The sequence below is a fragment of the Gordonia humi genome, from assembly GCF_014197435.1.
GTDB lineage: Bacteria > Actinomycetota > Actinomycetes > Mycobacteriales > Mycobacteriaceae > Gordonia > Gordonia humi.
Window position 1 is genome coordinate 3,229,069 of the sequence record NZ_JACIFP010000001.1, and the last position, 13,209, is coordinate 3,242,277.

A 13,209-nucleotide genomic window follows, 5' to 3' on the forward strand; every position below is an offset into this window, starting at 1 on the left:
GGATTGTTCGCTTCCTACGCACACCGAAAGGTCGTCATGTCTGATCGTGTCACCGTCAACGGCTTGCAAGTCGCTGAGGTCCTCTACGACTTCGTCAACAACCAGGCTCTTCCGGGTACCGGCGTAGACGCCGAGAAGTTCTGGGCCGGGGCCGCCGCGGTGATCAACGATCTGGCTCCGCGCAACCGCGAGCTCCTCGCCGTGCGGGACGACTTCCAGACGAAGATCGACGCGTGGCACCGCGACCACGCCGACGCCGACTTCGCCGAGTACAAGGCCTTCCTGACCGAGATCGGCTACCTGGTCCCCGAGCCCGCCGACTTCGAGATCACCACGACGGGCGTCGACGACGAGATCACCACGGTCCCCGGTCCGCAGCTCGTCGTCCCGATCCTCAACGCCCGTTTCGCGATCAACGCGTCGAACGCGCGCTGGGGCTCGCTCTACGACGCCCTGTACGGCACCGACGCCATCAGCGAGGCCGACGGCGCCGAGAAGGGCTCGTCGTACAACAAGGTCCGCGGCGACAAGGTGATCGCATTCGCGAAGGCGTTCCTGGACAAGGCCGTCCCCCTCGAGCACGGCAGCCACGCCGATGCCACGAGCTATGTCGTCGACGGCGACAAGATCGTCGTCACCGTCGACGGCCGGGCCACGACGTTCGCCGATCCGACCGCGTTCGTCGGCTACACCGGCGACGCCGCGGCACCGACCGCCGTCGCGCTGCGCCACAACGGCCTGCACCTGGAGATCCAGATCGACGCCGCGTCGCCGATCGGTTCCACCGACGCCGCCGGCGTCAAGGACGTGCTCGTCGAATCGGCCGTCACCACGATCATGGACTTCGAGGACTCGGTCGCCGCGGTCGACGCCGACGACAAGGTCCTCGGCTACACCAACTGGCTCGGCCTGAACAAGGGCGACCTGTCCGAAGAGGTCACCAAGGGCGGCAAGACGTTCACCCGCGTCCTCAACCCGAACCGGGTGTACACCGCGCCGGACGGCTCCTCGTACGAGGTCCACGGCCGCAGCCTGCTCTTCGTCCGCAACGTCGGGCACCTGATGACCAACCCCGCCATCCTCGACGCCCAGGGCGACGAGGTCCCGGAGGGCATTCTGGACGCCCTGATCACCTCGGCGATCGGCATCCACGGCATGAGCCCCGAGGGCCTGCAGAACTCGCGCACCGGCTCGATCTACATCGTCAAGCCGAAGATGCACGGTCCCGACGAAGTCGCGTTCACCTCGGAGCTGTTCGGCCGCGTCGAGGACGTCCTCGGCCTCGACCGCAACACCCTCAAGGTCGGCATCATGGACGAGGAGCGTCGCACCTCGGTCAACCTGAAGGCGTGCATCAAGGCCGCGTCCGAGCGCGTCGTGTTCATCAACACCGGCTTCCTCGACCGCACCGGCGACGAGATCCACACCTCGATGGAGGCCGGTCCGTTCGTCCGCAAGGCCGACATCAAGGGCCAGACCTGGTTCAACGCGTACGAGGACTCGAACGTCGACGTCGGTCTGCACGCGGGTCTGGAGCACAAGGCGCAGATCGGCAAGGGCATGTGGGCCATGCCCGACCTGATGGCCGACATGCTGGCGCAGAAGATCGGCCACCCGACCGCGGGCGCCACCACGGCCTGGGTCCCGTCGCCGACCGCGGCCACGCTGCACGCGCTGCACTACCACGAGGTCGACGTCTTCGAGCGGCAGGACGAGATCGCCAAGCGCGATCCCGCGTCCGTCGACGACATCCTGACGATCCCCCTCGCCAAGAACTCGGCGAAGGGCACCGACTGGACCGACGAGGAGAAGCGCGAGGAACTCGACAACAACGCGCAGTCGATCCTCGGCTACGTCGTCCGCTGGATCGATCAGGGCGTCGGCTGCTCGAAGGTGCCCGACATCCACGACGTCGCACTCATGGAGGACCGCGCGACCCTGCGCATCTCGAGCCAGCTCCTGGCCAACTGGATCCGCCACGACGTGGTCTCCGAGGACGACGTCGTCGACGCCCTCAAGCGGATGGCGCCGGTCGTCGACCGCCAGAACGCAGGCGACCCGGCGTACCGCCCGCTCGCGGCCGACTTCGACGGCAACATCGCGTTCAACGCCGCCAAGGCGCTGATCCTGCAGGGCGCGTCGGAGCCGAGCGGGTACACCGAACCGATCCTGCACCGGGCGCGCCGCGAGTACAAGGCGGCCAACGCCTGATATACCTCAGTGGTGTGAGAACGCCGAGCCCGGGCCGGATTCGGTCCGGGCTCGGCGTCGTAGGAGGCCGATGACGCGACGCGCGAGCGTCGGGACGGAAGAAGGGATCCGGGGTGTCCAAGCACTCGACGGGTAAGAACCGGCAGTTCATCGCGAGGCCGCTGGTAGCGGTTGCGCTGATCGTCATCCTCGTCGCGGCCGCGATCACCGCATGGACCAAGCTCGGCGATCACATCGACGACGACGCCGAGACCGAGGCGCAGACCTGTGTCGAAGGCGCCGCGACCGTGCCGATCGTCGCAGATCCGGCCATCGCGCCCGGCCTGCAGAAGATCGCCGAGAACTACAACGCGACGTCGCCGATCGTCCGCGACCACTGCGTCACCGTGCAGGTACGACCGGCGGACTCCCGCGCCACCCTCGAGGGGCTGACCGCGAAGAACTGGGACGCGCAGGCGTTCGGCCCGTTCCCGGGCGCGTGGGTGCCGGAGTCGTCGGTGTGGGCCGCCGCACTCCAGACGGCGAAGGCCGAGGTGCTGCAGGGCCCGCCCGAGTCGCTGGTGTCCTCCCCCGTCCGGCTGGCCGTCCAACCCGAGGTGGCCGCCGCCGCGAACGGCCGCATCGCCTGGGCCGACCTGCCCGACCTGACTCGGGCCAACTCACTGCGCGCATTCGGTCACAGCGACTGGGGTTCGCTGCGCATGGCGATGCCGAACGGTCCGCAGTCGGACGCCACCGCCCTGGCCGCGCAGGCCGTCGCCGCGGCCACCGCCCGGCAGAACGGCCCGCTGACCGCGGCACAGGTGAATCGTCCCGCGGTCCGCAGTGCCGTCGAGCAGTTGATGTCGGCGCCGCCGACGGTGGGCGACGGCTCCACCGAGGCCGCCGTCCAGGCGATCGCGCGCGTCGGCGACGCGGCGGACGCCGAGGTCCGTGCTGTTCCGGTCACCGAACAGCGCCTGTACGGATCGACGAAGGACGACAAGCGCGCTCGCGTGACCGCCGTGGCGCCGAAGGGCCCGACGCCGGTCGCCGACTACCCCGTCGTGAAGCTGTCCGGCGACCAGGTGCCCGCACATGTCGGTGACGCGATCGCCGAGTTCTTCACGTTCGTCGGCAGACCGCCGCAGATGGCGATCCTCACCGGCATGGGTTTCCGCGGTGCCGGTCCGCTGCCCGCACCGACCGCGACGGTCGACTTCGGCGACGTGACCGATCCGCTGCCGACGCCCGAGCCGGCCGCGACGGTCGCGATCAGCCGAATCGTGCTGCCGGCCGCGGCGCCCTGACGCCGCGTGCGGCGGGTGTCCACCGCACTCCCCGACCGATCCGCGGCATTCGGCGACATGCGCGGCATTCCCGACTGCCGCGCATGTCGCCGGGCGCCGCGCATGTCTCGACGGCGCATGGTCGATCGACGGGGAGAGTCTAGGCGAGGCGGTTCCAGAACTGGTGCGTCAGCCCGCTCCCGGTGGTCACCGATTCCACCGTGAACCGATCCTGCAGGTCGGCGTTCCCGTCCCAGATCGACACCCCGCCGCCGAGGACGATCGGCGACACGACCAGATGCATGAAGTCCACCAGGTCGTCGGCCAGGAACTGGCGTACCGTCGAGGGTCCGCCGCCGAGACGGATGTCATCGTCGCCCGCGAGATCGCGGGCCACGCCGAGGACCTCGGCCGGCGATCCGCCGACGAAGTGGAAACTCGTGCCGTTGTCGAAGTGGATCGGCGGCCGCTCGTGGTGGGTCATCACCACGACTGGCGTCCGAAACGGCGGCGCGTCACCCCACCAGCCGACCCACTCGTCGTCGGTCCACGGCCCCGTCTGCGGTCCGAACTTCCGGCGCCCCATGATCTCGGCGCCGATCCCCTGACCCCACAGACTGTAGAACGCCCGGTCGGCGGTGACCGGTTCGTCGGTGTTGTGCACCCCCTCGATCACCCGCCCGTCGAAAGCCGCGAACAGCGCCGACGCCCCGCCGATCGGCTCGTCGAACGTCACCGTCCGGCCGGCGCTGAATCCGTCGAGTGACGTGTTGAGATTGTGGACCCGAATCCGCGACATGCGGTGATCGTACGCGCACACGGCGTCCTCCGAAGGACCGACGACGCGGCGGCACCGGTGCCGCCGCGGATCGCCTCACCCTGATTGGAACCACGACGATTCCATTCCTGGACCGACCGCGGCGCACGGCGCAGACTCGTCTCGTGACCGCATCACCGGTCATTCGACGCCGCTGATCGCTGCGCCGTCGCCCACCACCGCCAGGCCTTGGGGAGGTCTATTCCGTCATGTCCGAAATCAATGCGCAACGGCTCGAAGCCGCGGCCGCACCCCTGCAGTTCGCCTACTGGGTGCCCAATGTCAGCGGCGGCCTCGTCGTCTCCAAGATCGAACAGCGCACCGACTGGAGCTACGACTACAACCGCGAACTCGCGGTGCTCGCCGAGAACAACGGTTTCGACTACGCGCTGACCCAGGTGCGCTACATCGCCTCGTACGGTGCCGCGTACCAACAGGAGTCGACGGCGTTCTCGCTCGCACTGCTGCTGGCGACGGAGCGGCTCAAGGTGATCGCGGCCGTCCACCCCGGGCTGTGGCAGCCCGGAGTCCTCGCCAAACTCCTGACCACGGCCGATCACCTGTCGGGTGGACGCGCCGCGGTGAACGTGGTGTCCGGATGGTTCAAAGACGAGTTCACCAAGCTCGGCGAGCCGTGGCTCGAACACGACGAGCGGTACCGCCGCACCGAGGAGTTCATCACCTACCTGCGCACCATCTGGACCGATGAGCACGCCGAGCTGTCGGGCGACTTCTATCGTCTGCACGATTTCGACCTCAAGCCGAAACCGCTCGACCTGCCCGGTCGCCCGCATCCGGAGATCTTCCAGGGCGGCAACTCGACGGCGGCGCGGGCCATGGCCGGCCGCGTGTCGGACTGGTATTTCAGCAACGGCAAGGACTTCGACGGCATCACAGAACAGGTGGTGGACGTCAACACCGAGGCCGCACTGCACGGGCGTTCGGTGAGATTCGGGCTGAACGGCTTCCTCATCGGCAGGGACAGCGAGTCGGAGGCCCGTGACGTGTTGCGGGAGATCGTCGAGAAGGCCGATCGCGAGGCGGTCGAGGGGTTCGGCTCCGCGGTGACGCAGGCGGGTACGTCGACGTCGAACAAGGAGGGCATGTGGGCCGACTCCGAGTTCGCCGACCTCGTCCAGTACAACGACGGGTTCCGAACCGGTCTCATCGGCACACCCGAGCAGATCGCCGAGCGCATCGTCGCCTACAAGACGCGCGGAGTGAACCTGTTCCTCCTCGGTTTCCTCCACTATCTCGAGGACGTCGAGTACTTCGGCACCCGGATCCTGCCTCTGGTCCGCGAACTCGAGGCCGACCTGAACTCCAGCGGCACGCTCGAGCGCGAACTCGCACGGAACGGTGTGCTCAGCGCCTGAGCGCGCACCTCACCTCATCGGTTTCGACTCGCCTCGCCCGCTCGATCAGCGGGCAATCACCCAAGGACACCTCTCATGACCGTCACGAACGACCAGACAACCGACCACTACGCCGCGGCTCGCAGCCGGGCCGACCTCGTCGCCGCCGAACTCCGCGCGAGCGCCGCCGAACGGGATCGGACCAACGCCGACCCGACGGCCGAGATCGAGTTGCTGCGAGAGCACGATCTGCTGCAAGTCGGCGAACCAGTGGAGTTCGGCGGGTCGGGGCTCGACTACGCACAGAGTCAGCAGATCACCCGGCGTGTCGCCCGCGGCGACACCTCGATCGCCCACCTCCTCGGATATCACTACGCGCAGCAGCGGATCCCGCATCTCTTCGGCACTCCTGAACAGGCCGAGGCGCTCTCGCGGCGCAACGCGCAGGAGAAGCCCTTCTGGGGCGGCGTGCAGAATCCGCGGGGTGCCGACGGCCTGGTGCTGACCCGGGTCGGCGACGAGTACCGACTCGACGGCCGCCGCACGTTCGCCTCCGGGGCGAGCGTCGCCGACCAGCTGTCGGTCACCGCGTCGTACGGCGACGCCCTGGTCTTCCTGACCCTGCCGACCGACCGGACCGGATTCGAGCCGCAGGGCGACTGGGACAACATCGGACAGCGGCTGACCGACTCGGGCGGTGTGGTGTTCCGTGACGCGCCGGTCCGCCCCGACGAGATCCTCGGCTCGCCCGACAGCCCGCCGACCTTCACACCGTATCAGACCCTGGTGACCCCGCACTGGCAGCTCGCCTTCGTCAACTTCTACATCGGGACCGCCGAGGGCGCCCTGGAGGAGGCCCTCGACTGGACGCGGTTGAACGCCACGGCGTGGGAGACGGCCGGACTGGAGTCGGCCACCGACGATCCGTACATCCTCGAACTCGTCGGAGCGCTCAAAGCCGAGATCAGCGGAGCGGCGCTCCTCGCCGACCGGGCCGGACAGGCACTCGTCGAGGCTCTGGCGACCGGCGAGTCCCTGACCGCCGAGCAACGCGCCGACACCGCGGTCACGATCGCCGAGGCCAAGTTCGTGACCACCAAGGTCTCGCTGGAGGCGGCCTCCCGCCTGTTCGAGATCCAGGGCGCCCGGGCGACGACCACGGCGTACGGATTCGACCGGCACTGGCGGAACCTGCGCACGCACACCGTCCACGATCCGGTCGCCTACAAGGCGCGCGAGATCGGCGACTGGACCTTGAACCGTCGGGCACCGCAGTTCACGCTGTACAGCTGACGCGATGACGATCACCGACCACGAGAGCGCACTGGCCGCCGCGCGTGAGCTCGCGCCGTTCATCGCCGAGGGCGCGGCGGCCCGCGACACCGGACGGTCGCTCCCGTACGACGAGGTCGACGCCCTCTCGGCCTGGGGCCTGCTGTCGATCACCGTGCCCACCGAGTTCGGTGGTCCGGGTCTGGGCGTTCGCACTCTCGCCGAGGTGGTGACCGTCGTCGCCGCGGCCGACCCGAACGTCGCACAGATCCCGCAGAGTCACTTCGTGTTCCTCGACGCAGCTCGCCGTGCGGGTTCGGAGTCGCTGCAGAAGCAGCTGTACTCGCTCGTGCTCGACGGCGCCCGCATCGCCAACGCGCAGACCGAACGCGGCGGGCGCACCGTGCTCGACGACGCCACCACGCTGCGCCGCCGGGACGGTCGGCTCGTCGTGTCGGGCACCAAGTACTACTGCACGGGCGCGGTGTTCGCCGACGTCCTCGCGGTGCGCGCGCTCGGCCCCGACGGGGGCAGCGTGATCGCCTACCTTCCCGCGGACGCGGTCGGGGTGCGGATCGACGTCGACTGGGACGGATTCGGTCAGCGCACCACGAGCAGCGGAACGGTGTCGTTGCGCGACGCCGTCGTCGACCCCGATCTGGTACTCGACTACACCGGCCTCGTCGCCGAGCCGTCGACGTACGGCACGCGCGCACAGCTCCTGCACGCGGCGATCGACGTCGGGATCGCCCGCGGCGCGCTCGACGAGCTCCCCGGTCTCGCCGCGCGAGCACGCCCCTGGTTCGAGGCGGACGTCGAGCGCGCGGCCGACGATCCGCTGCTCGTCGCGCAGGCGGGCGAGCTGGAACTCGCGGTCCGCTCGGCACAGGCCCTCCTGCACGAGGCCGCCGACCGGATCGATGCGGCGGACGAGCACGGCGGTCCCGACGCGATCGCCGCGGCGGCACTGGCCACCGCGGCCGCCAAGGTCGCCGCCGGGCGCGCCGCACGACGCGTGGGCGGCGAGCTGTTCGACATCGGCGGCACCCGTACCGCTGCGGCACCGGCCGATCTCGACCGGTACTGGCGGGACGCGCGCACGCACACTCTGCACGACCCCGAGCGCTGGAAGCTCCAGCATCTCGGGCGCTGGGCCGTCGACCGACGTCGGCCGCCCAGCCACGGCACCCTGTAACACCGACCTCTCGTCATGAAGGGAACACGATGTCCGTCGACCGCGACTCGTTGAAACTCCACTGGTTCCTGCCGACCTACGGCGACTCCCGACTGATCGTCGGCGGCGGACACGGTCTGCCGGCGGGCACGGCCGGAGGCGACCGCGACGCCTCGATCGGCTACCTGTCGTCGATCGCCCGGGCCGCCGAGGACTTCGGCTTCACCGCCGCCCTCACTCCCGCGGGCGCATGGTGTGAGGACGCCTGGCTGACCACGGCGATGGTCGCGCAGGAGACTCGGGACCTCGGGTTCCTCGTCGCGTTCCGCCCCGGTCTGATCAGCCCGACCCTCGCCGCGCAGATGGCGGCGACGTTCTCACGGCACGCGCCCGGCCGCGTCCTGCTCAACGTGGTGACCGGCGGCGAGCCCGCCGAACAGCGGGCGTACGGCGATCACCTCGACAAAGCCGCCCGCTATGCGCGCACCGACGAGTTCCTGTCGATCGTGCGCGATCTGTGGGCCGGTGAGACGGTGACCCGCCACGGCGAGCACATCCGGGTCGACGGCGCGTCCCTCGCCTCGCTGCCGGTCCCGACGCCGCCGGTCTACTTCGGCGGATCGTCGCCGGAGGCCGGACCTGTCGCGGCGCGGCACAGCGACGTCTACTTGACCTGGGGAGAGCCGCCCGCCGCCGTGGCGACGAAGATCGACTGGATCCGCGGGCTGGCCGAGGCCCAGGGCCGCACCGTGAGGTTCGGCATCCGACTGCATGTGATCGCCCGCGACACGTCCGAGCAGGCCTGGGCCGAAGCATCGCGACTCCTGTCCGCGATCGACGACGAGACCCTCGCGAACGTCCAGTCCGGTCTCGGTCGAAGCGAATCGACCGGCCAGGCCGCGATGCGCGCACTGCACGAGCGGACGCGCGCCGACGGCTCGTGGCGCGATCCGCGCGCCCTCGAGGTGTATCCGGGCCTGTGGTCCGGTGTCGGACTCGTCCGCGGAGGCGCCGGAACCGCATTGGTCGGCTCCCATGCGGAGGTGGCCGATCTCATCGCCGAGTACCGCGCGCTGGGCATCGACGAGTTCGTGCTGTCCGGATACCCGCATCTCGAGGAGCTGTACTGGTTCGGAGAGGGGGTCGTCCCCGAGCTCAAGCGTCGGGGACTCTTCGACGACGGCCGCTCGTCCGTCCCGCCGGTGTCGACCGGCAACCCGTTCGTGCCGGCCGGACGCTGATCCGGTCGATCCCACCACTGCATGTCAGGAGTCACGACACCATGACCGTCACCGCTGAGACCTCCACCGCCGACGACCGGGCCGAACTGCGCCGCGTGTTCGGGCACTTCCCGTCCGGGATCGTGGTGGTGGCCGCCCTCGGGCGCCACGGTCCGATCGGGCTGCTCGCGTCGTCGTTCACCTCGGTCTCGCTCGATCCGCCGCTCGTCTCGGTGAACATCGCGCACACCTCGACCACCCTGCCGGAGCTGCGTCGGACCGAGCACTGGGGCGTCACCGTGCTGTCTCGGGACCAGCGCGGCGTCGCCGATCTGCTGCGTCGACCCGCATCGGAGCGCTTCGACGGCATCGACTGGGCCGCCACCGACGACGGCGCCGTCCACCTCGACGGGGCCGCCGCGGGTTTCGCGACCCGCGTCGACGACCTCGTTCCCGCCGGCGACCACGTCATCGCGTTGCTCGCGGTGCAGGGCCATTTCGCCGAGTCGGGCGTCGACCCGCTCGTCTTCCACCACAGCCGTTTCCGGCGTCTCGAACAGGAGAACCTCGCATGACCCCGCTGCGCATCGCCGTAGAGTCCGACCGTGACTGGACCGAGCTGACCCGCCCCGACGCCGTCACTCCGATCACTCGCGTCCGGGTCGGCTCGCTCGGTGAGGCGGCGCGGGCGACGAACCGCTCGTCGACGCCGGTGTTCGTCGACGTCGACGTGCATCTCGCCGCGTCTGTGAAGGAGGCCTACGCCGAGTACGGGGCCGCCCACCCCGGGTGGAGGCCGGGCGCCCGTGTCGGAACGATCGTGCACCCCGGTACCGCGTCGACACTCGCGAACCTGCTGGGTGACATCGCGGTCACCGGCGTCGCCGACGGTGTGACGCTCCGCGGCCCCGACATCGCGACGCTGGTCCGCGAACTCGTCGACACCGTCGCCCCGCGGCTCGGGGTGGAGGTCGCGCTTCCCGCGTGATCTACTCGGCGAACGCGTCCAGCGGCGGGCAGCTGCAGACGAGGTTGCGGTCGCCGAACGCGCCGTCGATGCGGCGGACCGCGGGCCACACCTTCACGCGGCCACCGGCCGACGGGAGTCCCGTCGGATAGACGGCGGTGAGTCGGTCGTAGCCGTGCTCCCACTCGCCCACCAGGCATTCCGCGGTGTGCGGAGCGCCGGCGAGCGGATTGTCGTCGACGGTCCACGTGCCGTCGGTCACCTTGTCGATCTCGCCACGGATCGCGATCATCGCGTCGACGAAGGCGTCGATCTCGGCCAGGTTCTCGCTCTCGGTCGGCTCCACCATCAGGGTCCCCGCGACCGGGAAGCTCATCGTCGGCGCGTGGAAGCCGTAGTCGGCCAGACGCTTGGCGACGTCGTCGACCGAGACACCCGATTCCTTCGACAGCTCACGCAGGTCGAGGATGCACTCGTGACCGACCCAGCCGTTCTCACCCGTGTACAGCACCGGGTAGTGCTCGCCGAGACGCCGCGCGATGTAGTTGGCCGAGGCGATCGCGGTGAGCGATGCCGTGCGCAGTCCCTGTGCGCCCATCATCGCGACGTACGCGTACGTGATCGGCAGGATCGACGCCGAACCGTACGGGGCCGCGGAGATCGTCACGCCGGTCTGGTCGAGTTCGGAGGCGAGCGGGTGGCTCGGCAGGAACGGTGCGAGGTGCTCGCGGACCGCGACCGGGCCGACGCCCGGGCCGCCGCCACCGTGCGGGATGCAGAACGTCTTGTGCAGGTTCAGATGCGACACGTCGCCGCCGAACCGGCCCGGACGCGCCAGACCGACCATCGCGTTCAGATTCGCGCCGTCGACGTACACCTGGCCGCCGGCCTCATGGACGGCGTCGCAGATGTCGGTCACCTCGTGCTCGAACACGCCGTGCGTCGACGGATAGGTGATCATGATCGCGGCGAGTTCGTCACGGTGCCTGTCGATCTTGGCACGCAGATCGTCGATGTCGACGTCTCCGGTGTCCCGGCTGGCGACCACCACCACGCGCAGCCCCGCCATGACCGCCGATGCGGCGTTGGTGCCGTGGGCGCTCGACGGGATCAGGCACACCTCGCGCGCATCGTCGCCGCGCGAACGATGGTAGTTGCGGATCGCCAGCAGGCCCGCGTACTCGCCCTGCGATCCGGCGTTGGGCTGCAGGCTCACTCGGTCGTATCCGGTGACGGCCACGAGCCAGCTCTCCAGCGTGGTGATCATCTCGCGGATGCCCTCGGAGTCGCCGAGCGGCGCGAACGGATGCAGCCCGCCGATCTCCGGCCAGGTGATCGGCTCCATCTCGGTGGCCGCGTTGAGCTTCATGGTGCACGACCCGAGCGGGATCATGCTCCGGTCGAGCGCGATGTCCTTGTCCGACAGGGCACGCAGGTAGCGCAGCATCGCGGTCTCGGTGCGATACGTGGTGAAGGCCGGATGGGTCAGGTACTCGCTCGTCCGGTTCTCGATGTCGGCGGCGAACGCGACCGGTGCGGCGCCCGCGGATCCGAACGCCTCGAGGACGACGGCGACGTCGGCCTCGGTCGTCGTCTCATCGCACGCGACGCCCACCCGGTCGGCGTCCACCCGCCGCAGGTTGATCCCCTGCGCCTTCGCGACGGCGACGACGTCGTCGGCACGACCGTCGACGCGGACCGTGACGGTGTCGAAGAACGACGCGTGCTCCACGGTCTGTCCGGCGCCGGTCAGACGGTTCGCCAGATCGGCGGCGGCGGTGTGCACCCGTCGGGCGATCGCCTTGAGTCCGTCCGGCCCGTGGTAGGAGGCGTAGGTGGCGGCGATGATCGCCAGGAGCACCTGAGCGGTGCAGATGTTGCTGGTGGCCTTCTCCCGTCGGATGTGCTGCTCGCGCGTCTGCAGCGCGAGGCGGTAGGCGCGGTTGCCGTCGGCGTCCTTCGACACGCCCACCAGGCGGCCGGGCAGCTGTCGGGTCACCTTGGTGTGCACGGCGAGGAAGCCGGCGTGCGGTCCGCCGAAGCCCATCGGGACGCCGAAACGCTGGGTGGTGCCGAAGCAGGCGTCGGCGCCGAGCTCGCCGGGAGCGGTGACGAGGGTCGCGGCGAGCAGGTCCACCCCGGCGGCGACGAGCGCACCGCGACCGTGCGCGGCGTCGATGATCGGTCCGGCGTCGACGATCTCGCCCGATGCGCGCGGGGTCTGCAGGATGACGCCGAAGAAGTCGCCGTCGGGCAGTCCGCCGTCGTCCGAGGCCGGGTCGAGGACGACCTCGACCACCTCGATGCCCAGCGGCTCGGCACGGGTCTCGATCACGGCGCGGGTCTGCGGGAACAGACCGGTGTCGACCACCACGCGCGGCGACTTCGACTTCCCGGCGCGGCGCAGGAGCGTCATGGCCTCGGCCGCGGCGGTCCCCTCGTCGAGCATCGACGCGTTGGCGACCTCCATGCCGGTCAGGTCGGACACCATGGTCTGGAAGTTGAGGAGCACCTCCAGCCGTCCCTGGCTGATCTCGGGCTGGTACGGCGTGTACGCGGTGTACCAGGCCGGGTTCTCCAGGATGTTGCGCTTGATGACGGCGGGAGTGTGCGTGTCGTAGTAGCCCAGGCCGATCATCGAGCGGGCGACGACGTTCCGGTCGGCCAGTGCTCGCATGGCGGCGGTCGCATCCGCTTCGCTCAGCGGTGCGGGCAGAGCGTCCAGGCCGGTGGCGACGCCGTCGGAGTCGACGCCGTCGGCGATGGTCGCCGGAACCACGTCGGCGGCGAGCTCGTCGAGGGAGGCCACGCCCAGGACGTCGAGGATCCGCGCGATCTCCGCGGCGTCGGGGCCGAGGTGGCGATCGGCGAAAGTAGCGTTCGTCGGCAGAGACGTGTCCGTCACGAGGGGACCTATCCTTCTCG

Annotated in this window: 10 protein-coding genes; 8 read left to right on the top strand and 2 right to left on the bottom strand. The window is 69.8% G+C overall.

The features are described from left to right. The first annotated feature begins 36 nt into the window (after positions 1-36). Positions 37-2,211, top strand: a complete 2,175-nt coding sequence (locus BKA16_RS14840; RefSeq protein ID WP_183371411.1) for a malate synthase G — start codon at positions 37-39, stop codon at positions 2,209-2,211. A 113-nt stretch (positions 2,212-2,324) separates the two neighbouring features. Continuing rightward, the gene (locus BKA16_RS14845; RefSeq protein WP_183371412.1) at positions 2,325-3,500 is read left to right on the top strand and encodes a hypothetical protein; all 1,176 of its coding nucleotides are present in this window, start codon (positions 2,325-2,327) and stop codon (positions 3,498-3,500) included. Positions 3,501-3,639: 139 nt separating this feature from the next. Here the strand turns inward: BKA16_RS14845 and BKA16_RS14850 are convergent, their stop codons facing one another. After that, positions 3,640-4,278, bottom strand: a complete 639-nt coding sequence (locus BKA16_RS14850) for a dihydrofolate reductase family protein (RefSeq protein ID WP_183371413.1) — start codon at positions 4,276-4,278, stop codon at positions 3,640-3,642. Between the two features lie 227 nt (positions 4,279-4,505). On the opposite strand from BKA16_RS14850, the gene sfnG reads away from it, so the two are divergent. The 6 genes from sfnG (at position 4,506) to BKA16_RS14880 (ending at position 10,305) form a co-directional block, all read left to right on the top strand. Continuing rightward, positions 4,506-5,672: a dimethylsulfone monooxygenase SfnG gene (gene sfnG, locus BKA16_RS14855; RefSeq protein WP_183371414.1), complete on the top strand. Its 1,167-nt coding sequence runs from the start codon at positions 4,506-4,508 to the stop codon at positions 5,670-5,672. 75 nt (positions 5,673-5,747) lie between these two features. Further along, the gene (locus tag BKA16_RS14860; RefSeq protein WP_183371415.1) at positions 5,748-6,944 is read left to right on the top strand and encodes an acyl-CoA dehydrogenase family protein; all 1,197 of its coding nucleotides are present in this window, start codon (positions 5,748-5,750) and stop codon (positions 6,942-6,944) included. 4 nt (positions 6,945-6,948) lie between these two features. Continuing rightward, positions 6,949-8,118, top strand: coding sequence for an SfnB family sulfur acquisition oxidoreductase (locus BKA16_RS14865; RefSeq protein ID WP_183371416.1), 1,170 nt, complete (start codon positions 6,949-6,951; stop codon positions 8,116-8,118). 29 nt (positions 8,119-8,147) lie between these two features. After that, entirely contained in the window at positions 8,148-9,338 is a 1,191-nt protein-coding gene (locus tag BKA16_RS14870; RefSeq protein WP_183371417.1) for an LLM class flavin-dependent oxidoreductase, read from the top strand. A 41-nt stretch (positions 9,339-9,379) separates the two neighbouring features. Further along, the gene (locus BKA16_RS14875; RefSeq protein WP_183371418.1) at positions 9,380-9,892 is read left to right on the top strand and encodes a flavin reductase family protein; all 513 of its coding nucleotides are present in this window, start codon (positions 9,380-9,382) and stop codon (positions 9,890-9,892) included. Further along, complete coding sequence (locus BKA16_RS14880; RefSeq protein ID WP_183371419.1) at positions 9,889-10,305, top strand: hypothetical protein; 417 nt, start codon at positions 9,889-9,891, stop codon at positions 10,303-10,305. The genes BKA16_RS14875 and BKA16_RS14880 overlap by 4 nt, the downstream gene beginning before the upstream one ends. Before the next feature lies 1 nt (position 10,306). Here the strand turns inward: BKA16_RS14880 and gcvP are convergent, their stop codons facing one another. After that, complete coding sequence (gene gcvP / locus BKA16_RS14885; protein ID WP_183371420.1) at positions 10,307-13,189, bottom strand: aminomethyl-transferring glycine dehydrogenase; 2,883 nt, start codon at positions 13,187-13,189, stop codon at positions 10,307-10,309. Positions 13,190-13,209: the final 20 nt, after the last annotated feature.

Coding starts and splice junctions, on each gene's coding strand:
- BKA16_RS14870 (WP_183371417.1), top strand. CDS start 8,148: ATGTCCGTCGACCGCGACTCGTTGAAACTCCACTGGTTCCTGCCGACC.
- BKA16_RS14875 (WP_183371418.1), top strand. CDS start 9,380: ATGACCGTCACCGCTGAGACCTCCACCGCCGACGACCGGGCCGAACTG.
- BKA16_RS14850 (WP_183371413.1), bottom strand. CDS start 4,278: ATGTCGCGGATTCGGGTCCACAATCTCAACACGTCACTCGACGGATTC.
- sfnG (WP_183371414.1), top strand. CDS start 4,506: ATGTCCGAAATCAATGCGCAACGGCTCGAAGCCGCGGCCGCACCCCTG.
- BKA16_RS14880 (WP_183371419.1), top strand. CDS start 9,889: ATGACCCCGCTGCGCATCGCCGTAGAGTCCGACCGTGACTGGACCGAG.
- BKA16_RS14840 (WP_183371411.1), top strand. CDS start 37: ATGTCTGATCGTGTCACCGTCAACGGCTTGCAAGTCGCTGAGGTCCTC.
- BKA16_RS14865 (WP_183371416.1), top strand. CDS start 6,949: ATGACGATCACCGACCACGAGAGCGCACTGGCCGCCGCGCGTGAGCTC.
- BKA16_RS14860 (WP_183371415.1), top strand. CDS start 5,748: ATGACCGTCACGAACGACCAGACAACCGACCACTACGCCGCGGCTCGC.